The organism is Halobacterium sp. KA-6, assembly GCF_021029015.1.
In the GTDB taxonomy this organism is placed as follows: Archaea; Halobacteriota; Halobacteria; order Halobacteriales; family Halobacteriaceae; genus Halobacterium.
In genome coordinates this window covers 17,456-38,537 of the sequence record NZ_JAJJZH010000001.1, presented here as the reverse complement: position 1 = coordinate 38,537, position 21,082 = coordinate 17,456, and the positions used below count along the sequence as shown (strand labels likewise).

The following is a 21,082-nucleotide window of genomic DNA, read 5'->3' as shown; positions in this document are numbered from 1 at the left end:
GAAGCAGCCGACAACGAGCATCCGCGAGCGCCGTATGGCGCGAGCGGTTCACTCGCGGCGAAGCCGCGAGGCCGACGAGCGACCGCAGGGAGCGAGGAGTGGTTTTTCCGCAAGTTTTTGCCAGCGAACGCGCCGCAGGCGCGTGAGCGCAGCAAAAAGTGCGTTCTAGAAAACAGTGCGCTGGCAGCTCCCACAGAGGTGCTGTTCTTTCCGGTCGACTTCCTGAACGGTGGGGGAGAAGTTCATCGCACAGCGGTTGTTGTCGCAGTGTTCGAGGCCGAGCGTGTGCCCGAGCTCGTGGACGACTTCCTTGCGAACGCGGTCCGCGAAGACGTCGCTGGCGGGGCGTTCGGAGAAGCCGCCGTCGCTGGACGTCTGGAGGCGGTACGTGGAGACGACGCAGCCGCGGCCGTCGAGGTAGGCGAGCCCGAAGACGTAGTTGCGGCGGCGGTAGTAGAGGTCTTCGGGGGTGATGGCGATGGTCTTGTCGCCGCTGCCGGCGCGGGTGGCGACGTCGATGAATTCGGCGGCGCGGTACTGGCCGCGGGCGTCGTCGTACGCGCTCTCGGGGACGGGTTGTTCTGTCGCGACGACGACGTCGCAGTCGTAGATACTCCGAAGGCTGGCGGAGGCCTCGCGTTTGACGTTCGCGGGAACGTCGCCGACGGGCACGATGTCGACCCGCATCAAGACGAAGTTAAGCGGCGTGAGGCATAAACATCCCGGCATGGGTAACCCACCCGCGGTCGTGGACGCGCTCGCTGGCTACGAGCGACTCGTCGAGGTCGGCGTGGGCCAGCGGCCGGACGTGGCAGCCGAGTTAGCGGCGCGCGGGCGGGATGTGACGGCGACGGACGTCCACGAGCGCGAGGTCCCCGAGGGCGTCGCGTTCGTGCGCGACGACGTGACCGACCCCGATTCCGCGGTGTACGCGGACGCGGACGCCGTGTACGCGCTGAACTGTCCGCCGGAACTCCACAGCGCGCTCGTGGCCGTGGCGGAGGCGGCGGACGCGGCGTGTCTGTTCACGACGCTGGGCGGCGACCAACCCACAGTTCCAGTCGAACGACGGACCGTCGCCTCGGGGACGCTGTACGTCGCACGGGAGCGCGGCGATGCGGCGCGTCCGGGGACGTAACTGTCTTTTCGGCGGGCCGCGTCGGTGGTGGTATGGAAGTGGACGCGGTCGTGCTCGACGTCGACGGCGTGCTCGTGGACGTCGCGGACTCCTACCGGCGCGCCATCGTAGAGTCGGTCCAGTACGTCTACGGGGACACCATCGAGAAGGCCGCGGTCCAGCAATTCAAGGACGCGGGCGGGTTCAACAACGACTGGACGTTGACGGACGCCGCGGCGCTGTTCGTGCTCGCCTCGCGCGAGGGGTACACGGGCGATGTCGTCGAATTCACGGACCAGGTCGCCGCACACGGCGGCGGGCTGGCGGGCGCAGAGGAGGTCGTCGAGTCCCACCTCGACCCGGGCGGCGTCGAGCGCGTGCGCGAGGACTGGCAGCCGGAGCGCCTCCGCGAGGTGTTTCAGCAACTCTACCTCGGCACCGACCTCTACGAGGAACTGGAAGGGAAGGAACCCGACCTCCCCGCAGAGGAGGGGTACATCAACGACGAGCCGGTCATCGTGACGCCCGAGACAGTCGACGCACTCACCAGCCAGTTCCCGGTCTGTGTGCTGACGGGCCGCCCCGAGGCGGAGGCCGAAATCGCGCTGGACCGCGTGGGGCTGGACGTACCGGACGAGTACCGGTTCACGATGGATGACTGGGAGGAGGGGAAGCCGAACCCCCGGGCGCTGATTGCGCTCGCCGAGCGCACGGGCGCGGAGTCGGTCGCGTTCGTCGGGGACACCCTAGACGACGTCGAGACGGTGGTGAACGCGCGAGAGGCCGACCCGGACCGGACGTACTACGCGTTCGGCGTGCTCACGGGCGGGCTGACGGGGCCGGAGGGTCGCCGGAAGTACGACGACGCGGGCGCGGACGGCGTGCTCGACTCCGTCAACGACCTCCCCGAGGTCGTCGACCCGCGGTAGCACGGCCACATGGCATAACACGCTGGCCGTCGCAGCCACCCACATGGACGAACTCGTGACGGTTCTCCGCGAGCAGGAAGCCGGCCCAGTGCACATCGAAGTCGACGACGAGTGGGAGCACGACGTCGAACTCGAGGAAGCGGAAGAAGGCGAACAGGGGTTCTACGCCGAGGGGCGCGACCTAGAGGCGGATAACGTCCTGTTCCGGTTCACGACGCCGAAGACCAGCGACGAGTACGTGACCGTCGAGCGCCGCCACGCCCGCGACGACGAGTGGGAGGAACTCGGGCGGCTCACGGGCGTGGACGTCGAGACCCACATCGGGTAGGCCGCCCACACAATTCTTAACCGCGCGCCGGGAGACAGTGAGGTATGCGAATCGCGTTACTCGGCGGGACTGGCGACATCGGCGAAGGGCTGGCGCTGCGGTGGGCGTACGACACCGACCACGACGTCGTCGTGGGCTCCCGGGACCCCGAGCGGGCCCGCGGGAAGGCCGAGGAGTACGAGACCGAGTTGGACAGCCGCGGCGTCGACGAGAAAATCACGGGGTTCGCCAACGAGATGGCGGCCGACCGCGCGGACGTCGTGGTGCTGGCGGTGCCGCCGTACCACGTCGCCGACCTCGTCGAAGAAATCGCGGACCGCCTCGACGAGGACACGCTCCTGGTGTCGCCCGCCGTCGGCATGAAGAAGCGCGAGGGCGGCTTCGACTACAATCCGCCGAGCGCGGGCAGCGTCACCGAACTCGTCGCCGAGACCGCTCCCGACGAGGTGTCCGTAGTGGGGGCGTTCCAGAATCTCGCGGCCGACCGGCTGGCGAACCTCGACGTCGAGTTAGACCTCGACACGCTTGTTGTCGGCGACGACGGCGACGCCAAGCAGAACGTCGTCGACCTCGCGGCGGGCATCGAGGGCATCCGCGCGCTCGACGCGGGCCCGCTGGCGAACGCCGCCGAGGTGGAGTCGCTGACGCCGCTGCTCGTCGACCTCGCACTCCACAACGAGGGGCTACACGACGTCGGCGTCACGTTCGAGTGACGCAACCTCGCTGAACTTCTCCAGCAGCGCGTCCGCATCTTCCGCAATCACGCGAATCATCGCTTCCTTCCCGATAGCCCCGCGGTCGACGACGGCGTCGGGCGCGCGCACCCTGTCGGCCATCGCCTCGCGCGCGGCCCAGTCCATCGTCCCGTCGGCGTCCGCGGGTTCCTCGGTGCGATCGGTGAGTTCGACGTCCCAGCGCTCGCGTAGTGCCGACTCGCGCGCCCGGCTCCAGCGGACGTTCCCGGCGGCGGAAATCCGGGCGTCGTGCTCGCGGACGCCGAGCAGGAAGCGTGCGATGTGGCTGGACGCGCCCGGCGCGACACCGCCCGCAGCACGCACGCCACGGCTCGTCGCGTGCAAACGACCGTCGACGGCGACCACGTCCTCCGGCGAAGTGACGTCAGCGGGCGCGACGGCGACGTTCGTCCCGACTTCGGGGACGAGTTCGGGCGGCCACTCGCGTTCGAGCGCGGCGACGACGTCGCGAACCGCGTCGATGGCGTCGGTCGTCCCGTCGCTCACCATCGCACGTGCGCCGTCGGCGACGGCACGGCGCCCGTCCGCGATTGCGGCGTGGTCGACGGGGCCAGCGCCCGACCCGAGTGAGAGGTCCGACGCGATGGCGCGTGCGGTGGCATCGACGCCGCGCTCGACGGCCGCTTCGAGGGCGTCGCCGCTGGCGAGGTGCGCGGCGATGGCCGCCGAGAGCGTGCAGCCGGAGCCGTGCGTGTCCTCGGTGTCGACGCGCTCGCGCGAGAACGCACGGGTCGTCTCGCCAGCGTAGACGTCCACGGGGTCGCCGTCGAGATGGCCGCCGGTCAGCAGGACCGCGTTCGGGCCGAGGTCGCGGACGGCGTCGGCGGCTTCGCGGAGGTCGGCCTCGTCCTCGATGGTGACGTCCGCGAGCAGTTCGGCCTCGGGGACGTTCGGCGTGGCGACTGTGGCTTCCGGGAGGAGGCGCTCGCGGACGGCGTCGACGCCGCGCTCGGTGAGCAGGCGGTCGCCGGATTGGGCGACGACGACGGGGTCGACGACGACCGGGAAGTCCGCTTCGCCGAGGGCGTCGGCGACGTCCGCGACGACGTCGGCATTCCCGAGCATCCCGGTCTTCGCGGCGGCGACCTCGAAGTCCGAGACGACGGCGTCGTACTGCGCGCGAACGGCTGCGGGGTCGAGGACGGTGCTGTGGGTGACGCCCGTGGTGTTCTGGGCGGTGGCGGCGGTGAGCGCCGAGGTGCCGAACGCGCCGCAGGCCTCGAACGTCTTCAGGTCGGCCTGTGCGCCCGCGCCGCCGCCGCTGTCCGACCCGGCGACCGTGAGCGCGACGGGACGCATCAGTCGTCGGCGGCGGGCGCGGCCCGCGACGGCAGTTCGACCGCGGGCTCGTCCGAGCCGAGTTCGTCGAGGACGGCGTTCGCGGCGGCCTTCCCGGAGAGCAGCATCGCGCCGAACGTCGGGCCCATGCGCGTGAGTCCGTGGACGGTCGCCGTGGAGAGCCCCGCCGTAATCAGGCCGTCGTGGACCTTGCCGGTCTGCTCGACGACCTTGTCCTCGCTGTCGGCGACCCACATCGAGTCGTGGCCGGGGGAGTCGTGGCCGGGCGCGCCGTACTCGCCGTCCTCGGTCTTGTCCATGCCCGTGTTGTGCTCGTCGGCGTGCTCGATGCCAGCCGCGTCGACGACGCCGCGCTCCTGGAGTTTGGAGACGACGACGGCGTCGTGACCAGTGGCGTCGACGACCACGTCGGACTCGACGGCGATGGGGTCGACGCAGGTGAGTTCGCGGGGGAGCGCGTGGACGGGCGTCCAGTTCATCACGATGCCCGCGACCTCGTGGTCGTCGCGCACGACGACGTCCGTGAATTCGGTCATGTTCTGGATGCGCGCGCCGGCGTCGCAGGCGGCCTTGATGAGCGACGAGCAGGCGTGCGGGCCGTCCGCGACCGCCAACCCCTCGGTCTCGTCGTCGTACTCGTAGGGGACGCCGAGGTCGTCGAGGACGTCGTCGGCGGGCGCGCGGACGGTGAGTTTGTTCATCAGGAACCCGCCGAGCCAGAACCCACCGCCGAGGTAGTTGTTCTTCTCGACGACGGTGACGTCGACGTCGCGTTCGGCGAGTTCCTTGGCGGCCATCAGCCCGGAGGGGCCGCCGCCGACGATGATGACGTCGGTCTCTGTGTCGTCGATGAACTCCTCGGTCCACTGACGGGCGATTGCGCGGGTGACCTGTGCTTCGTCTGCGTCGGCGAACGAGTCGAACGGCATATTCGCTAGTGATACAACCGACTACTTATCGGTTGGGATGTGCAGCCGTGACGGCGAGACGGGGAACGAGATTCGACGCCACGCGGCTTCGACGCGCGGCGCGCACCCGGCGCGGCGACACCATATCCATCGGAATCCCTTTCTCCGTGCGCGCCCTCTGTTCTGGTATCACATTTCTCGTCCAGCGTAGCCCGCTAGCGCCGGGCTACACACGGTCGCGTGACTCGCAACTCACCCACATAGCCAGCGGGAGCGGCGCGTTCGCGTGGCCGGAGGTGAACGCGTGAACCCGAACCGCGTGGACAGCCTCACGGACCTCGCGTACGGCGTGCTCATCTTCGTCTCCGTGGTGCTGTTCTCCATCGTCGGGACCCAGACCGGGCTGGCGTTCGGGCTCGGGGTGTTGGCGTCGTTCGTCATCCACATCGCGTGGAAGATGGCGCGCTTCGACCCCGACTGGATGACGGAGGCGGTCAGCGACACCGTCGAGGAAACCGTCAGCGAGACGGTCGACGAGACGGTCGAGGAGAAAGTCGGCGAAACTGTCGAGCAGACCGTCGAGGAGACGGTCGAAGAAACCGTCGAGAAGTCCGTCGGCGAAACCGTCGACCAGACCGTCGAAGCCAGCGTCGAGGAGACAGTCGGTGAGACGGTCGAGGAGAAAGTCGGCGAAACCGTCGAGAAAACTGTCGAAGAAACCGTCGAGGAGACCGTCGAGGAAACCGTCGGTGAAACGGTCGAAGAGAAGGTCGGCGAGACAGTCGAGAAAACCGTCGAGGAGACGGTGGGCGACACAGTCGAAGAGAAGGTCGGCGAAACCGTCGAAGAGACCGTGGAGAAGACCGTCGAAGAGACCGTAGGGGAGACGGTCGAGGAGAAGGTCGGCGAAACCGTCGAAGAAACTGTCGAGGAGACAGTCGAAGAAACGATGGAGGAGACGGTCGAGAAGACTGTCGAAGAGACCGTCGAGAAGACCGTCGAGCAGACGACCGCCGACGGCGAAGCCGACGACGAGTCGGTCGAGGAGAAGGTCGAAGCCGTCGAAGAGCGGTACGGCGACGAGGAGGGCGAAGACGACACCGAGGACGAGGAGAAGCAGTCGCGAGACGACGTCGAACCCGACGAGGACGAGCCCAAATGAGCGCGCTCGTTACGCGCGCCGACAGCGGGGTGGCGGCGTGATTAGCGTCCTGCTCCTCGTGGGCATCCTGGTGGCGATGTTCGTCGGCTTCAACGTCGGCGGGTCGACGACGGGGCCGGCGTTCGGCCCCGCAGTCGGCGCGGATGCCATCTCGAAGCCCGTCGCGGCGCTGCTGATGACCGTGTTCTTCGCCATCGGCGCGTGGACGCTCGGCCGCCGCGTCGTGGACACGCTCGGCCGCGAACTCGTCACGAACCCCGCGATTTTCACGCTGGAAGCGAGCATCGGCGTGCTGTTCTTCGTGGGGCTGGCGCTGTTCGTCGGGAACTTCTTCGGCGTCCCGGCGTCGACGTCGATGACGGCCGTCGGCGCTATCGCGGGACTGGGCGTCGCCCGCAACGCCCTCGACTGGGCGGTGTTCGGCGAAATCGCTATCTGGTGGCTGGTCGCGCCCGTCATCGGCTTCTGGGTGTCGCTGGTCATCGGCCGGTACTTCTACGCGCGATTGCACCGCCTCATCGCGATGGAGCGCAGCGCCGGCGACCTGCTGCAAGTCGACCGCTCGGGCGTCGTCCCGGTGCCGCGACCCACGGAGACGACGAACCGCCGCGAGCTGTGGGGTGTCACGACGGTCATCGCTATCGGCTGTCTGATGGCGTTCAGTTCGGGGACGAGCAACGTGGCCAACGCCATCGCACCGCTGGTCGGCAGCGGCGTCCTCGAGATGAACCCAGCAATCATCATCGGCTGCGTGGCGGTCGGCATCGGCGCGTTCACCATCGCGCGCCGCACGCTCGAAACGATGGGCAGCGACATCACGGAACTCCCGCTGACGGCGGCCATCGTCGTCGCCGTCGTGAGCGCGACGCTGGTCATCTTCCTGTCGGCCATCGGCATCCCGGCGAGTTTCGTCGTCATCGCCACCATGTCCATCGTCGGCCTCGGCTGGGGGCGCGCGACGCGGCCGGTCTCCGTGCCCGAGGCAGTTCGAGGAGAAGGCGAGGTTCCCGTCTCCGTCGGTGGGCTCGCCGCCGACGAAGACGGCGGCGAGGAGGTCCCGGAAATCGGCGAGGAGGAGCCCGAGGACATCCCGAGCGCGTCGGACCTCTTCGACCCTGGGACGACCGCGCGCGTCGTCCTGATGCAGAACGTCGTTCCGATGCTGGCGACTATCGGCGCTTACCTCACGTTCCGCTTCGTCCCCATCTTCGGCTTCTAACGGGGACGACCGTCACAGCGTCCAGAAGAACGAGATACCCGCGACCGTGACCACCGACAACAGCAACTGCAGCGGCATCCCGACGCGGACGTAGTCACCGAATTTGTAGCCGCCGGGCCCGTAGACGAAGAGGTTCGTCTGGTAGCCGACGGGCGTCATGAACGCCGTCGAGGCCGCGAACGTCACCGCGAGCACGAACGCGAACGGGTTTGCACCGACCTCCAGGGCGGCTTCGACGGCGACGGGAATCATCAACACGACGCTGGCGTTGTTCGAAATGACGCCCGTGATGAGACTCGTCGACACGTAGAACACCCACAGCACGCCGATGGCCGGGAGGAACTCGCCGGTCGCCGCGACGAGCGCGCCGAGCAGTTCCGCACCCCCGGTCTGTTCGAGGGCGATGCCGAGCGGAATCACGCCCGCCAGCAGGAAGATGACGTTCCAGTCCACGGAGTCGTAGATTTCGCCGGGCCGCAGCACGCCGGTGGCGACCATCGCGACGACGCCCGCGAGCGCCGACACGACGATGTTGATGGGGAGCAGCGTCGCCGCGCCGATGACGCCGACGATGGTGGCGACGGCGTACGGAATCTTCTCGGTGCGGTAGTCGGGCTCCTCGGGCTCGTGCGCGAGGATGAAGTCCGGGCTCTGGGAGAGCCGGTCGATGCTGTCCTCGGGCGCCTGAATCAGCAGCGTGTCGCCGACGCGGAGCTTAAGTTCGTCCATGCGCTGGCGGACGGTCTCCCCGCGGGAGCGGTACGCCAGCACGTTCGCGTCGTAGCGCCCGCGGAACGACGACGACTTCAGCGTCTCGCCGACCAGCGACGACCCCGACTGGATGACGAGTTCGACTAGCGTCTGCTCTTCTTCCGTGCTGGGCTCCAACTCGGGGTCAGTCTCGGGCGCGCCCGTCAGCGCGAGGTCGTCGACGTCCGCGATGGCGGCCAGCGTCTGCCGGTCGGTCCGAATCGTGAGCACGTCCCCGGGCTTGATGACTTTCTGCCCGATGGGCTCGATGAAGCGCTCGCCGCCGCGCACGAGCTGGAGCACGTCGGCGTCGAAGCGCTGCTCGTCGATGGCCTCCGAGACGGTCTTCCCGACGAGCGGCGAGGACGCCTGCACGACGACCTCGCTGAGGTAGTCCTGCATGTCGTACTCCGCGAGGTAGTCCTCTTCCGGGGGGACGCGCTCGGGGAGCAACCAGTAGCCAATCGTCATCAGGTACGCGGAGCCGACGACGAGCACGATTGCGCCGAGGTGCGTGAATTCGAACATCGAGAACGCGTGCAGCGCGTCGATGCCGCGCTCGGAGCCGATGCGCTCGGCGGTCTGACTCGCGAGGATGTTCGTCGACGTCCCGATGAGCGTGAGCATCCCGCCGAGCATCGACGCGAACGACAGCGGCATCAGCAGCTTGGAGGGCGACGTGCCGCCCTTGTGCGCGAGGTCGCTGATGACCGGGACGAGGATGGCGACCACGGGCGTGTTGTTGATGAACCCGGACGCGGGGCCGGTCGCGAGAATCGTCGACGCGAGCTGGCGGTGTTTGTTCGTGCCCGCGAACGCCGACATCCACCGGCCGATAATCTGGACGACGCCGGACCGGGAGATGCCGTTGCTCAGGATGAGCATCGCCAGGACGGTGATGGTCGCCGGGTTCGAGAACCCAGACAGGCCCTCGGTGACGGAGATGTTCGTCCAATCCTGCAGGACCATCAGCGTCACCATCACGAGAATCGCCGTGACGTCCAGCGGCAGCGCCTCCGTCACGAACAACACCAGCGTGACCGCGACGAGCACGAAGACGACTGCCATCTCGGGCGTCACGGGGGGGAGGTCCCCGAGCACGGCGAGCGGCAGAGACGCGAACATGGGAGGACTGTCGTCGGTGGGTTACAACAGCCTGACGGTCGCTGTGCTGGCGAGGCGAAAACAACGGGGAGGGAGCGACGCGGCGACGGGCCGCGTCAGAACGGTGGCGCGCTTAGGCGCCGGCTTCTTCGAGCGCGTCCTCGAGCTGGTCGCGCTGCGTGACGCCGACGAAGCGTTCGACGACGCCGTCGTCGTCCTCGATAACGACGGTCGGAATCGAGCGAACCTGGTACTCGTTGGCGACGTCCTCGTTCTCGTCGACGTCGATTTTCTCGAAGGTGACGCGGTCGCCGTAGTCCTCCTCGAGGTCCTCGAGGATGGGGTCCTGCGTCTTGCAGGGGCCACACCAGTCGGCGTAGAAGTCCTTGATGGTGACAGTCATCGGTCTATTTGCCCTTGCCCCGCGCCCCGCATAAGGGTTTCTCACGGGACCACCTTCGCCGCTTCGTCGCGCCCACGAACGGGGGGCCACCGCATCGAGAGCGGCGGTACGGGACGGCTCGCGGGGTTGCAGCGGGCGCGACCGCGTGGACACGAAAGGTTTACGCGGGCTCGGTTCCGAATCGGATACATGAGCAGTGGTGAGAACTCCGGCGGGCTGATGTCCAGCGCAGGGCTGGTCCGTTACTTCGACTCCGAGGACCCGAACGCCATCCGCATCGACCCGCGCTCCGTGGTGGCGACGGGCGCGTTCTTCGGCATCGCCGTACTACTACTGCAGTTCTTCGCGTAGCCCGACCCCGAGAGGCTTTTTCCGTGGCGGTTCGTAAGCGAGCACATGACTGTTAGCGCCGGCGTCGTCGCCGTGCAGGGGGACGTCTCCGAGCACGCCGAGGCCATCCGTCGGGCCGCCGCCGAGCACGGGCTGGACGCCGAGGTCACCGAGATTCGGCGTTCCGGGCTCGTGCCCGACTGTGACATCCTGTTGTTGCCGGGCGGGGAGTCGACCGCGATTTCGCGGCTGCTCGCCCGGGAGGGCATCGACGAGGAAGTGAAGGCGCACGTCGACGCCGGGAAGCCGATGCTGGCGACGTGCGCGGGCCTCATCGTCTCCTCGAACGACGCCAACGACGACCGCGTGCAGACGCTGGACCTCGTGGACGCGACCGTCGACCGGAACGCGTTCGGCCGGCAGAAGGACTCCTTCGAGGCGCCGCTCGACGTCGACGGGCTCGACGAGCCGTTCCCCGCGGTGTTCATCCGCGCGCCGCTGGTCGCCGAAGTGGGTGAGGACGTGGACGTGCTCGCGGACTGGGAGGGGAACCCGGTCGCGATTCGTGACGGCCCGGTCGTCGGCACGTCGTTCCACCCCGAACTCACGAACGACTCCCGCATGCACGACCTCGCATTCTTCCAGAACGAGGAGGCAAGTTTTTGACCGTCCTCGCGAAAACGTGACCATGAACGCTCACATCGACGGCGTCCGCGTGGCGGGGACGCCTGACGGTCCGCTGCCGGTCGTACTCGTCGGCGTCGACGGCGAGGACGACGTGCTCCCCATCTTCGTCGGCTTCGAGGAGGCCACCAGCATCGCGCGCGGGCTGGACGCCACCGACATCGGACGGCCGCTGACCCACGACCTCACGCTCGACCTCGTCGAGGAGCTCGGCGGCCGCATCGACCACGTCGCGGTGTCGGATGTCGAGGAGGGGACGTACTATGCGGACCTCCACGTCGACACGCCGCGCGGCGGCGCGGTCGTGGACGCGCGCCCGAGCGACTCGCTGGCGCTGGCGGCGCGCACCGACGCCCCAATCGAGGTCGCCGAAGCCGTCTTCGAGGACGGCCGCCGCGACCCCGCGGAGTTCGACGACCTCGACGACATCCGCGAGGTGATGGCGGCGTGAGCGACGTGCTCCGCGAACTGTTCGCCGTCATCGAGGACCGCAAGGAGACGCTCCCCGAGGACTCCTACACGGCCGAACTGTTCACGCACGAGAAGGGCGAGAACGCCGCCCTGGAGAAGATCGGGGAGGAAGCCACGGAGTTCCTGCTCGCCGCGAAGGACGGGGACGAGGACGAACTCGCCCACGAGGGCGCGGACATCATCTACCACATGCTCGTCGTGCTCGCCCAGCACGACATGGACGCCGAGGACCTGCTGGACGAACTGGAAGCGCGGCGGTAGCCGACCAGTGTCGCTCAAGTAGCCGGGGGTGAAAGCCCGGCACGTGCATTCTATCACTTCTGCGGACGGCACCGAAGTCGGGTACGAGACGCGCGGCGACGGCCAGCCACTCGTGCTCGTCCACGGGACCAGCGCGCGCAAGGAGAGTTTCCGCGACCTCGTGCCCCACCTCGCCGACGACTTCGAGGTCGTGACCTACGACCGGCGTGGCAGGGGGGTGAGCGGTGACGGCGACGAGTACAGTTTCGAGCGCGAAGTCGAGGACCTCCGAGCGGTCGTCGAAGCGGTTGATGGCGAGCCGGTCGTGCTCGGGCACTCCTTCGGCGGGCTGGTCGCGCTCGAAGCCGCCAACGAGATGGATATCGACCGGCTAGTGCTGTACGAGCCCTCGATTCTGGTGGGCGAGCCACACGGCGGCGACCTCGGCGAGCGGATTCGCGCGCGCCTCGCGGACGGCGACCGCGTCGGCGCCGTCGAAGTGTTCCTCGACGCAGTCGGCGCGGCCGACCTGCTCCCGCAGCCGGCCGTCGAGCAGGCCGCGGGCATCGTGGAGACGGTCGCGCGCGAAATCGAGGTCGTGGAGGACTACGACCTCGAGGACCCGGAGACGGGCGTGCCGACGCTGCTCGTGCTCGGCGAGCAGGGTCCCGAGCACCTCCGCGAGGCGGTGGAGACGCTGGACGGCGCGCTCGCGGAGACGGAGCGCGCGGAGTTAGCGGGTGTCGGGCACCTCGGCATCAACACCGCGCCCGAACAGCTCGCCGACGCGGTCCGCGAGTTCGCACGGGACTAGGCGAGGAAGCCGCCGATGGCGCCCGCGATGGCGCTGTCGATGGCGAGCAGGCCGAAGAAGACGAGCGCTATCGCGCCGATACCGAGTCCGAGCAGTCCGGCGGGCAGGAGGCCAGTCGCGGAGAAGACGACGCCGAGCACGAGGACTAGCACGGCGACGAGGAGGCCGCCGAGCGCGCCCGCGAGGAAACCGTGAACGGCGCCGCCCCAGACGCCGTCGTCGGCCATCCAGCCCGCGACGAAGCCGCCGACGAGGCCGGCGGCCGCGTGACCGATGCCCGGGAGCGCGAACGCGAACACGCCGAGCACGAACTCCACGGCGAAGCCAGTGAGGACCGCACGCCAGTTGACCATACCGGGGGAGCGGCGGGCGACGCCGAAAAGCCTCGCGGGCCGCGTCGGTGCCGATACGTGTGCTTTTACGTCTCGCAGGCCTACTTCGCTGTATGATTTTCGAGAACCTGCCGACGACGCCGACGTCGGAGGAGCTCCTCGACAAGGCGTTCTCGCGGGCAGCCCGGGCGGGCCGCGCGAAGGGCGGCTACGAGGCCCAGGAGTCGATGCTGCAGACGTCGTCGAACATCCTCGGTGACAACCTCCACAACGTCGTGACGGCGTGGCCGGACTTCGACACCGTCGACCCGTTCTACTACGAACTCGCGGACGCCGTGCTCCGACGGGAGTTCGACGACGACCGCGGGATAGACGCGCTCCGCCAGCACCTCTCCGAGATTTCGTGGGCGGCGAACAAGACCCACGACCTCGGCCGGGAGTACATCGGGAAGCTCCCCCGGGGCGACACGGACTCGATGCGGAAGGTCCGCAAGCAGGGGTTCGCGCGCATGGGCTCCGTGATGGACCAAATCGAGGAGGACCTCGACGCCGTGGGCCGCGCCCGCGACGCCCTGAAGGGCCTCCCCGAAATCGACCCCGACGACCCGACCATCGTGGTCGCGGGCTACCCGAACGTCGGCAAGTCGTCGTTCGTCAACGAGGTCTCGACGTCGAACATCGAGACCGCCGAGTACCCGTTCACGACGAAGGGCATCGAGGTCGGCCACCTCGACGTCGAGCGCGTGCGCTGGCAAATCGTGGACACGCCTGGCCTGCTCGACCGGCCGGTCGACGAGCGCAACGAAATCGAGAACCAGGCTGTCTCCGCGCTCGCGCACGCCGGCGACGTCATCCTGTTCTTCCTCGACGCCAGCGAGACGTGCGGGTACATGCTCAAGGACCAGCGCGCGCTTCGCGCGGAAGTCGCCGACCAGTTCGGCGACGTGCCGCTCGTGACGGTCTGCAACAAGGCGGACCTCTCCGAGGACGTGGCTGCGGACTGCTACATGAGCGTCGAGAACGGCGAGGGCGTCCAGGAGACGCTGGACGCAGCGGTCGAGGCCGTCGGCCACGAGCCGACGCTCCCCCACGAGGAGTAGTCAGCCGGGCCGCTGGCGGTAGACGTACCTGACTTCTAGTTCGACGTCGTGGTCCGTGGTCGCGGCGACGCGTTCGTTCAGTCGGTCGTAGAGCTCGGGGTAGTCAGCGCCGGGCGGGACGCCGACGGTGACGACGACGAGCTGTGACTCGCGCTGAATCAACCCCTGTTCGTACTCGTAGCGTGTGTCCAGCAGCGCGGCGTCCTCGTACTGGGGCTGCGAGAGGACGTCACTGAGGGCGTCGTTGATGGCCTGTTCCTCGGTGGCGGACTGGTAGGACGTGTACGTGACGCCGCCGAGGAACGCCGACAGCACGACGATGGCGACGGCGAGCGCGGCGCCACGCTTCAGCAGCGCCGAGCGCGCCTGCCCGATTTCGAAGAAGCGCTGGGGGCGGTAGCCCGAGTACCACAGCACGACGAGCGCGGCGAGGTTGATGGAGAGGACGTTCACCATGACGAGCACGCCGGACCCGACGGCGAGCGTCGGGACGCCCCACGCGATGCCGATGCCGACGCTGGCCGCCGGCGGAATCAACGCGACGGCGATGGCGACGCCGACCAGCGCCGAGGAGACGCCGGTCATCAGACTGAACACGCCCGCGACGCCGGCGCCGAGCGCGACCACCAGCGAGAGGAAGTCCGGACGGAGGCGTTCGCTGACCTCCGACAGCGTCAACACGTCCAACCCCGGCGGGACGACGTTCGTGAACTTCACGAAGAACGCGAACGCCGCCGCGCCGACGACGGCGAGCACGACGCCGACCATCTGGAGGTAGACGCCGCGCCGGAACAGGTCCTCGTCGTCGACGACGGTGCCGACGCTCGCGGACATTGCGGGGCCGAGCAGCGGCGCGATGACCATGGAGCCGACGACCGTCGCCGGCGAGTCCAACAGCAGCCCCGCGGTCGCGATGATGGTGCTGACGAGCGTCATCACGACGTACGTACGCCGAGAGGGCGCGAGGTCCTTGGCGCGCGCGACGAGTTCCTCGCGGGCGATTTTGTCGCCGTTCTCCTCCTTCTCGGTGTAGCGCTCTTCGAGGTCGTCGAAGTGCCGGGAGACGACCGTCTCCGCGCTCAGGACGACGGTGTAGGAGTCCTCGGAGAGCCCCGCCGAGCGGAGCGCCTCCAGCGCGTCCTCAACGCCCTCGGTGGGTATCGGGAAGTGGACGACGGCGTTGTAGTCGCGGCCGCTGGTCTCGTCGCTGACCACGTAGTCGATACCCTCGTCGTCGAGCGCGTCGAGGACGGCCTCGCGTTTGCCCGTCGGAACGGTCGCCTGAACGAGTCGCACGACTGCGCGTTCACGGGGGCAGAAGAAAAGCGTTCAGGGGACGACGCTCAGGCGACGGTCGCGTTGTACGTCACGCGGACGTCTGCAGTGACGGTGACCGGGCCGGACTCCACGGACGTCCCGGACGCCGCGGCACCACCCGAGAGCGCGGCCGTCTCGACCTGGTACGCGCGGTAGTTCGTGTTCGTCGAGACGATGGTGTGGGTGTCGGTCACCGAGAGCCCGCCGGCGTCGGCGAGCGTGGCGGCGCGCGTCTCCGCGTTGCCCATCGCGTTCGTCAGCGCGTCCTGGTAGAGGGACTCGCGCTTCTCGTCGGAGAGCGTGAACGAGACGCCGTCGACGCGGTCGGCGCCGTTGTTCACGGCGGTGTCGACGACCTCGCCGGCCGAATCGGTGTCCTCGACGGTGATTTCGAACGCGTGCGTGCCGACGTACTGGCCGCGCTCAATGCCGTCACCGGTCCGCTCGCGCTCCTGTCGGATGTCGAAGTGCGCCGTACGGATGTTCTCGGAAGGGATGCCGTACGACTCCAGCGCCGACTGCATCTCCCCGGCGCGCGCGGCAATCTCATCGCGGACCGCCGACGAGTCGTTCCCGGTGGCCGTCACCGCGACCCGGACGACCGCCTGGTCGGGCGACGCCTCCACGGTGCCGTCCGCGGAGACCGTAATCGACTGTCCGTCGGGGGCTGCCTGGCCGGCTGTCGCCGACCCGCTCCCGAGAGTGAGGGCGCCGGCGACCCCAGCGGTCACCAGCAGGGCGGTACCGAGGACCGCGAGCAGGAGTGTTTGCTGTCGCATCACACACCACGCTACGACGGGCGACCCCTTCAACCTCGCTCAGAGTGAAACCCGCGTTTGAGCGTGCGCCGGCGGACGCGGGACTTAACCCCGCCGACCGGCTACGAACGGTATGTTCGACACCCGCCCCGACCGAAGCGACGAGGTCGTCCTCGTCGGCCGGTCGAACGTCGGTAAGTCCACGCTCATGCGGGAGATTACCGGCCACAGCGTGGCGACCGGCCAGAAACCCGGCGTCACCCGGAAACCCAACCACTACGACTGGACCAGCGACGACTTCGTCGTCACCGACCTCCCCGGCTTCGGCTTCATGTCCGGCGTCGAGGACGACGTCCGCGAACGCATCAAGACCGACGTCGTCCGCTACCTGGAGGACAACGCCGAGCACATCATGGTCGGTGTGCTCGTCCTCGACGGCAAAGCCGCCGTCGACATCATCGACCGCCACACCAGCGAGGAGGAAATCCCGCACGTCGTCGAACTGTTCTACCTCCTCCAGGACCTCGACATCCAGCCGGTCGTCGCCGTCAACAAGATGGACAAAGTCGACGACCGCGACGAACGCCTCGACGACATCGCCGACCGCCTCGGCCTCCACCCCCCGTGGAAGCAGTGGCAGGACACCATCGCCCCCATCGCCGCCAAACACGGCCGCACCGACGCCTTCGACGACGCCGTCCGTACGCACCTCGAAGCCGAGAAGCGCGACGACCTGAAGAAGTTCTTCTAAGGTACCTTTTGCTGCGGTCGCGGCGCGAAGCGCCGCTCCCCGGCAAAAGCTACGCTAAAAGCCTCCTCCTTCACTTCGCTACGCTTACTCGTGGAGTGAACCGCTTCGCTCGGGTTCTTCGAACCGCTCACTCGCGGATGCTTGCTCGTCGGTTACGTGGGTTCAAGTAGGAGAGTGGAACCAACCCGGCTCGTGACCTGACAGTCGCCGCGGGCCGGCGGACGCGGAACGGCGGCGGACCGGCTCGCGGACTCGAACGCCGTCTGCAAGCCACAGCCGTCACTAGTGCGTTCTGAGACGGGCGACTCGGGAGAAAGGCCTCGTCACAAGGGGCTCGGAGGGGGTAACTCCTCGTCACCGTCGCCCGGGAGTACGGTATGGGCTCCCGGGAGAAGAGCCTTTCACTCCCGTCCAGCGGCTTCAACGTATTTCTTGCTGGCCGTCGAAGCACGGGCTATGCGCCGTCTCGCAGTCGTCAGCGACACGCACGTGCCGTCCCGCGAACCCGAGATTCCGGGGTTCGTCGAACAGGAACTGGAGGACGCGGACGTCGTCGTCCACGCCGGCGACTTCGACAGCGAAGCCGCCTACGAAACTGTCGAATCGCTGGCGAACGGCGACCTCGTAGCCGTCCGCGGGAACATGGACCCCGTCTCGCTGGGGCTGCCCGCAGTGGAGACGCTGTGGGTCGAAGACCGGCAGTTCGTCGTCGTGCACGGCAGCGGCCCGCTGTCCGGCTACGAGGACCGCGTCCTGAAAACCGTTCGCGAAGAGCGCGACGACGAGGACGCTATCGGTATCTCCGGGCACACGCACGAGGTCACCGACGAGACCGTCGACGGCGTCCGCCTCCTGAACCCGGGGAGCGCGACCGGCGTCGAGCCGGCCGAGGAGGCGACGATGCTGACCGTGGACGTAGATGGCAGCGACGTCGACGTCTCCGTGGTGCGAGCGTAGAGTGGCCGTCGTGTCCGGTACCGCCGGGGCTTTTATGAGGGGCGTCGAAGGCCGAGTATGCACGCGTTCGCGGTGCCGGAGTTCCCGGAGGTGCGTTCGGGCGACAGCCTCGCCGACCTCGTCGCCGAGCGCACCGACCTGCAGGACGGCGACGTCGTCTGCGTCGCCAGCACGGTCGTCTCGAAGGCCGAAGGCCGGACGGCGTCGCTGTCGGACTACCCGGCGGGGCCGCGCGCCCGCGAAATCGCCGACCGCCTGAGCGAGATTACGGGCGAGCAGAAGGACCCGCGGTTCGCGCAGGCCGTCCTCGAGGAGTCCGTGGACCTGCTGATGGAAGCGCCGTTCCTGTTGACGGAGACGACGTTCGGCCACGTCGGCGTGAACGCCGGCATCGACCGGTCGAACACGGGCGGCGCCGACTTACTGCTGCTCCCCGAACAGCCGACGGAGAGCGCCGAACGCATCCGCGACGGGCTGGATGCGGACGTCGCGGTGGTCGTGACCGACACGTCCGGGCGGCCGTTCCGGCACGGCCAGCGCGGCGTCGCGCTCGGCTGGGCGGGGATACCCGCATCCCGGGACTGGCGCGGGGAGACCGACCGCGACGGCCACGAACTCGAAGTCACCGTCGAGAGCGTGGTAGACGAACTCGCGGCGACCGCGAACCTCGTCTCCGGGGAGGGCGACGGCGGCACGCCCGTCGTTGTCGTGCGGGAGTTCGATTTCGGCGACCACGACGGCAGCGAGGAGTTGTACCGCGAGGTCGACGGTGATTTCGTGCGGCAGGCGCTCCGGGGGTGGGAGTATGCGCGGGATTGAGCTGACCCCCGAGATTCCCGTCAGCGAGGTCGCCGACCTCGCCTCGCAGGCGGAGGCGGCCGGATTCGACGCGGTGTTCGCGTCGTGTCACTACAACAACCGCGACCCGTTCGTCGCGCTCGACCGCATCGCCGCCAGCACCGAGAGCGTGCAACTCGGCCCGGGAGTGGCGAACCCCTACGACACGCACCCTGTGAAACTCGCGTCGCAGGTCGCGACCGTCGACGAGGTCAGCGACGGGCGAGCAATTCTGGGGCTAGGCGCAGGGGACGCGTCGACGCTCCGTAATCTCGGCGTGGAGCGCGACCGGCCGCTCCGCCGGGTGCTGGAGGCGATGAAAGTCTCGCAGGACCTGTGGGCGGGCGAGCGCGTCGACCACGACGGGACCTTCGTCGCGCGGGACGCGGGCCTGAATTACGATGTCGGCGAGGTCCCGGTGTACGTGGGCGCGCAGGGCCCGCACATGCTCCGGATGGCGGGCAAGCACGCGGACGGCGTGCTGGTGAACGCGAGCCACGAGAAGGACCTCGCGTGGTCGGCCGATCGCGTCGCGGAGGGCGAAGCCGACCGCGTAGTGTCGGGGAACCCGGACGTCGCGGCGTTCGCGTCGGTATCCATCGCGGAGGACGCCGACGCTGCGCTGGAGGCCGCGCGGCCGCCGGTCGCCTTCATCGCAGCGGGCGCAGCACCGCCCGTGCTGGAGCGCCACGGCATCGAGGCCGAGCGCGCGAGCGACATCGGCGACGCCCTCGAAGCCGGCGAGTTCTCGGCGGCGTTCGAGAAGGTGTCCGAGCGGATGCTGGCAGCGTTCTGCATCGCGGGCGACCCCGAGGACGTCGCCGAGCAGTTGGCTGCAGTCGGCGAGCACGTCGACAGCGTGGTAGCGGCGTCGCCGCTCGGGCCGAATCGGGAGAAAGCGGTGTCGTTGCTCGCGGACGCGTTCGACGCTGCGGGCGTGTAACTACTGGGTGCGGCGCTGGCGCTGCGTGGCAGTGTCGGGAACGAGCGATTCGGCGAGCGCGCCGAGGGTGAGCGCGCCGAAGCCGCCGGCGGCGAGCGTGACGAGGGCACCGCCGGCGAGGACGAGCGCGGCCGAAATCGGGTCCGTGCTGGCGGCGGTGACGATGTTCTCGGCGAGCGAGACGGCGTTGTCGATGAACCAGACCATGTGCGGCCGTGTGTGAGCCGGTGCCTTAGATGCTCCGGGACGGTTATGTCGGTCGCCGCCGAATCTGGGGGTGTGTCCGACGATGCCACGCTCGACGCGTTCGCGCCCGAGGAGACCGAGCACGAGCACGAGGAATCCGACAGTGCTAATGCAACCGACGCCGCGCCCGTGACGAGTTCCTGGAGCGACGCATCGGTCTGCGAGGCCTGCGGTGAGGCCGCGGGCCGCCGTTGGCTGGACGACGGCGAGCGCGTGTGTGCGGCCTGCAAGCGCTGGTCGTGAACCGGCACTGTCGTGTGTGACCGAGAAACATACAAGTGACTGCTCTCCTACCGTTCGACAACTGACGACGGCCGCCCGGCGCTCGCACACCATGACAGACGCACACGATACACACACCGTCGCCGATTCGCGGGGCGGCGCGACAACCGCGATGTCGATACCGGACGCCGGCGACCTCGCGGGCCGCGTCGTCGAGAACATCGAGACCGTCGTCGTGGACCAGCACGACACCATCGAGCACGTCCTGACGGCCGTCCTCGGCGGCGGCCACGTCCTCCTCGAAGACGTCCCGGGCGTCGGGAAGACGATGCTCGCGCGGTCGGTCGCGCGCTCGTTCGACGGCGACTTCCGGCGCGTCCAATTCACGCCCGACCTGCTGCCGACGGACGTCACGGGCGTGAACGTGTTCAACGAGAAGACCCGCGAGTTCGAGTTCCAGCCCGGGCCGGTGTTCGCGAACGTGCTGCTGGCGGACGAAATCAATCGCGCGCCGCCGAAGACCCAGTCGTCGCTGCTGGAGGCGATGGAGGAGGCGCAGGTGACTGCGGACGGCGAGACGCGCGCACTCCCGGACCCGTTCGTGGTGGTTGCGACCCAGAACGCCATCGAGCGCGACCGCGCGTACGAACTCCCGGTCGCGGAACTGGACCGCTTCATGAAGAAGCTCCGACTCGGCTACCCGGGCCGCGAGCAGGAAATCGACGTGCTCGACCGCGCGGTCGGCGGCCACCCAATCGACGACATCGAGGCCGTAGCGTCTGTCGAGGACCTCCGGCGCGCTCGCGCCGCGACCGCGGGCGTGGAGGTCGCCCGTCCCGTCAAGGAGTACGTCACGGAGTTGGCGCGGTACACCCGCGACCACGCCGCGCTCGGCGTCAGTCCCCGTGGCTCGATTTCGCTCCTGCGGGCGTCGCAGGGCCGCGCGGTCCTCGACGGCCGCGACTACGTGGTGCCCGACGACGTGCAGGCGGAAGCCGAGCCAGTACTCGCGCACCGCATCCGCGCGGAGGCCGGCGGGACGCTCGGCGGGGAGCCGGCGCGCACGCTCGTGCAGCGAGCGCTCCAGCGGGTCGCCGTGGAGTAGC

The 21,082-nt window shown here is 68.7% G+C and carries 27 protein-coding genes; 18 read left to right on the top strand and 9 right to left on the bottom strand.

Annotation, left to right across the window (positions count from 1 at the left end; all coding sequences use genetic code 11):
- Positions 1 to 165: 165 nt before the first annotated feature.
- Entirely contained in the window at positions 166 to 687 is a 522-nt protein-coding gene (locus LPA46_RS00245) for an archaemetzincin family Zn-dependent metalloprotease (RefSeq protein ID WP_230889349.1), read from the bottom strand.
- Between the two features lie 40 nt (positions 688 to 727).
- On the opposite strand from LPA46_RS00245, the gene LPA46_RS00240 reads away from it, so the two are divergent.
- The 4 genes from LPA46_RS00240 to npdG are packed head-to-tail and all read left to right on the top strand — an operon-like array spanning position 728 to position 3,087.
- Positions 728 to 1,138 (top strand): UPF0146 family protein, encoded by a 411-nt coding sequence (locus LPA46_RS00240; protein WP_230890888.1) that lies wholly within the window; start codon positions 728 to 730, stop codon positions 1,136 to 1,138.
- Between the two features lie 32 nt (positions 1,139 to 1,170).
- Positions 1,171 to 2,046, top strand: coding sequence for a TIGR01548 family HAD-type hydrolase (locus LPA46_RS00235; RefSeq protein WP_230890887.1), 876 nt, complete (start codon positions 1,171 to 1,173; stop codon positions 2,044 to 2,046).
- Positions 2,047 to 2,089: 43 nt separating this feature from the next.
- Positions 2,090 to 2,374 (top strand): hypothetical protein, encoded by a 285-nt coding sequence (locus LPA46_RS00230; protein ID WP_230890886.1) that lies wholly within the window; start codon positions 2,090 to 2,092, stop codon positions 2,372 to 2,374.
- A 44-nt stretch (positions 2,375 to 2,418) separates the two neighbouring features.
- The gene (gene npdG / locus LPA46_RS00225) at positions 2,419 to 3,087 is read left to right on the top strand and encodes an NADPH-dependent F420 reductase (RefSeq protein ID WP_230890885.1); all 669 of its coding nucleotides are present in this window, start codon (positions 2,419 to 2,421) and stop codon (positions 3,085 to 3,087) included.
- Here the strand turns inward: npdG and thiD are convergent.
- Positions 3,058 to 4,428, bottom strand: coding sequence for a bifunctional hydroxymethylpyrimidine kinase/phosphomethylpyrimidine kinase (gene thiD / locus LPA46_RS00220; protein ID WP_230890884.1), 1,371 nt, complete (start codon positions 4,426 to 4,428; stop codon positions 3,058 to 3,060). The genes npdG and thiD overlap by 30 nt on opposite strands.
- Positions 4,428 to 5,357, bottom strand: a complete 930-nt coding sequence (locus LPA46_RS00215) for a sulfide-dependent adenosine diphosphate thiazole synthase (protein ID WP_230890883.1) — start codon at positions 5,355 to 5,357, stop codon at positions 4,428 to 4,430. The genes thiD and LPA46_RS00215 overlap by 1 nt, the downstream gene beginning before the upstream one ends.
- A 283-nt stretch (positions 5,358 to 5,640) precedes the next feature.
- On the opposite strand from LPA46_RS00215, the gene LPA46_RS00210 reads away from it, so the two are divergent.
- Positions 5,641 to 6,498 carry a hypothetical protein gene (locus LPA46_RS00210; protein WP_230890882.1) on the top strand — a complete coding sequence of 286 codons (858 nt, stop codon included), beginning with the start codon at positions 5,641 to 5,643 and terminating at the stop codon, positions 6,496 to 6,498.
- 37 nt (positions 6,499 to 6,535) lie between these two features.
- Positions 6,536 to 7,717: an inorganic phosphate transporter gene (locus LPA46_RS00205; protein WP_230890881.1), complete on the top strand. Its 1,182-nt coding sequence runs from the start codon at positions 6,536 to 6,538 to the stop codon at positions 7,715 to 7,717.
- A 12-nt stretch (positions 7,718 to 7,729) separates the two neighbouring features.
- Here the strand turns inward: LPA46_RS00205 and LPA46_RS00200 are convergent, their stop codons facing one another.
- Positions 7,730 to 9,592 carry an SLC13 family permease gene (locus tag LPA46_RS00200; RefSeq protein WP_442908182.1) on the bottom strand — a complete coding sequence of 621 codons (1,863 nt, stop codon included), beginning with the start codon at positions 9,590 to 9,592 and terminating at the stop codon, positions 7,730 to 7,732.
- Positions 9,593 to 9,704: 112 nt separating this feature from the next.
- A complete protein-coding gene (gene trxA, locus LPA46_RS00195; protein WP_059055243.1) occupies positions 9,705 to 9,974 on the bottom strand; it encodes a thioredoxin in 270 nt (89 codons plus the stop codon).
- 189 nt (positions 9,975 to 10,163) lie between these two features.
- On the opposite strand from trxA, the gene LPA46_RS00190 reads away from it, so the two are divergent.
- The 5 genes from LPA46_RS00190 to LPA46_RS00170 are packed head-to-tail and all read left to right on the top strand — an operon-like array spanning position 10,164 to position 12,513.
- Positions 10,164 to 10,325, top strand: coding sequence for a preprotein translocase subunit Sec61beta (locus LPA46_RS00190; RefSeq protein WP_058980779.1), 162 nt, complete (start codon positions 10,164 to 10,166; stop codon positions 10,323 to 10,325).
- Between the two features lie 45 nt (positions 10,326 to 10,370).
- On the top strand, positions 10,371 to 10,970 hold the full coding sequence (gene pdxT, locus LPA46_RS00185) for a pyridoxal 5'-phosphate synthase glutaminase subunit PdxT (RefSeq protein ID WP_230890880.1): 600 nt from the start codon (positions 10,371 to 10,373) through the stop codon (positions 10,968 to 10,970).
- Positions 10,971 to 10,992: 22 nt separating this feature from the next.
- The gene (locus LPA46_RS00180; RefSeq protein ID WP_230890601.1) at positions 10,993 to 11,439 is read left to right on the top strand and encodes a bifunctional nuclease family protein; all 447 of its coding nucleotides are present in this window, start codon (positions 10,993 to 10,995) and stop codon (positions 11,437 to 11,439) included.
- The gene (locus tag LPA46_RS00175) at positions 11,436 to 11,720 is read left to right on the top strand and encodes a phosphoribosyl-ATP diphosphatase (protein ID WP_230890879.1); all 285 of its coding nucleotides are present in this window, start codon (positions 11,436 to 11,438) and stop codon (positions 11,718 to 11,720) included. The genes LPA46_RS00180 and LPA46_RS00175 overlap by 4 nt, the downstream gene beginning before the upstream one ends.
- A gap of 43 nt (positions 11,721 to 11,763) precedes the next feature.
- Positions 11,764 to 12,513, top strand: a complete 750-nt coding sequence (locus tag LPA46_RS00170; RefSeq protein WP_230890878.1) for an alpha/beta fold hydrolase — start codon at positions 11,764 to 11,766, stop codon at positions 12,511 to 12,513.
- Here LPA46_RS00170 and LPA46_RS00165 read toward each other — a convergent pair.
- Positions 12,510 to 12,866, bottom strand: a complete 357-nt coding sequence (locus LPA46_RS00165; RefSeq protein WP_230890877.1) for a DUF5518 domain-containing protein — start codon at positions 12,864 to 12,866, stop codon at positions 12,510 to 12,512. The genes LPA46_RS00170 and LPA46_RS00165 overlap by 4 nt on opposite strands.
- 92 nt (positions 12,867 to 12,958) lie before the next feature.
- Between LPA46_RS00165 and LPA46_RS00160 the strand changes: the two genes are divergently transcribed.
- Positions 12,959 to 13,945: an NOG1 family protein gene (locus LPA46_RS00160; RefSeq protein ID WP_230890876.1), complete on the top strand. Its 987-nt coding sequence runs from the start codon at positions 12,959 to 12,961 to the stop codon at positions 13,943 to 13,945.
- Here LPA46_RS00160 and LPA46_RS00155 read toward each other — a convergent pair whose 3' ends face one another.
- Together LPA46_RS00155 and LPA46_RS00150 are read right to left on the bottom strand one after the other, a co-directional pair.
- Complete coding sequence (locus tag LPA46_RS00155) at positions 13,946 to 15,241, bottom strand: TIGR00341 family protein (RefSeq protein ID WP_230890875.1); 1,296 nt, start codon at positions 15,239 to 15,241, stop codon at positions 13,946 to 13,948.
- Positions 15,242 to 15,288: 47 nt separating this feature from the next.
- Positions 15,289 to 16,041 carry an SIMPL domain-containing protein gene (locus LPA46_RS00150; protein ID WP_230890874.1) on the bottom strand — a complete coding sequence of 251 codons (753 nt, stop codon included), beginning with the start codon at positions 16,039 to 16,041 and terminating at the stop codon, positions 15,289 to 15,291.
- A 112-nt stretch (positions 16,042 to 16,153) separates the two neighbouring features.
- Here LPA46_RS00150 and engB point away from each other — a divergent pair, with 112 nt between their 5' ends.
- The 4 genes from engB to LPA46_RS00130 all read left to right on the top strand — a co-directional run bounded on the left by engB (position 16,154) and on the right by LPA46_RS00130 (position 19,508).
- A complete protein-coding gene (gene engB, locus LPA46_RS00145) occupies positions 16,154 to 16,771 on the top strand; it encodes a GTP-binding protein EngB (protein WP_230890608.1) in 618 nt (205 codons plus the stop codon).
- A gap of 456 nt (positions 16,772 to 17,227) precedes the next feature.
- The gene (locus LPA46_RS00140; protein ID WP_230890873.1) at positions 17,228 to 17,728 is read left to right on the top strand and encodes a metallophosphoesterase family protein; all 501 of its coding nucleotides are present in this window, start codon (positions 17,228 to 17,230) and stop codon (positions 17,726 to 17,728) included.
- 57 nt (positions 17,729 to 17,785) lie between these two features.
- Positions 17,786 to 18,547 (top strand): coenzyme F420-0:L-glutamate ligase, encoded by a 762-nt coding sequence (locus LPA46_RS00135; protein ID WP_230890872.1) that lies wholly within the window; start codon positions 17,786 to 17,788, stop codon positions 18,545 to 18,547.
- Positions 18,534 to 19,508: a 5,10-methylenetetrahydromethanopterin reductase gene (locus LPA46_RS00130; RefSeq protein ID WP_230890871.1), complete on the top strand. Its 975-nt coding sequence runs from the start codon at positions 18,534 to 18,536 to the stop codon at positions 19,506 to 19,508. The genes LPA46_RS00135 and LPA46_RS00130 overlap by 14 nt, the downstream gene beginning before the upstream one ends.
- Here LPA46_RS00130 and LPA46_RS00125 read toward each other — a convergent pair whose 3' ends face one another.
- Positions 19,509 to 19,715, bottom strand: coding sequence for a hypothetical protein (locus tag LPA46_RS00125; RefSeq protein ID WP_230890870.1), 207 nt, complete (start codon positions 19,713 to 19,715; stop codon positions 19,509 to 19,511). It lies immediately after the preceding gene.
- Between the two features lie 72 nt (positions 19,716 to 19,787).
- Between LPA46_RS00125 and LPA46_RS00120 the strand changes: the two genes are divergently transcribed.
- Together LPA46_RS00120 and LPA46_RS00115 are read left to right on the top strand one after the other, a co-directional pair.
- Entirely contained in the window at positions 19,788 to 19,997 is a 210-nt protein-coding gene (locus LPA46_RS00120) for a DUF7573 domain-containing protein (protein WP_230890869.1), read from the top strand.
- Between the two features lie 91 nt (positions 19,998 to 20,088).
- Complete coding sequence (locus LPA46_RS00115; RefSeq protein ID WP_442908180.1) at positions 20,089 to 21,081, top strand: AAA family ATPase; 993 nt, start codon at positions 20,089 to 20,091, stop codon at positions 21,079 to 21,081.
- Position 21,082: the final 1 nt, after the last annotated feature.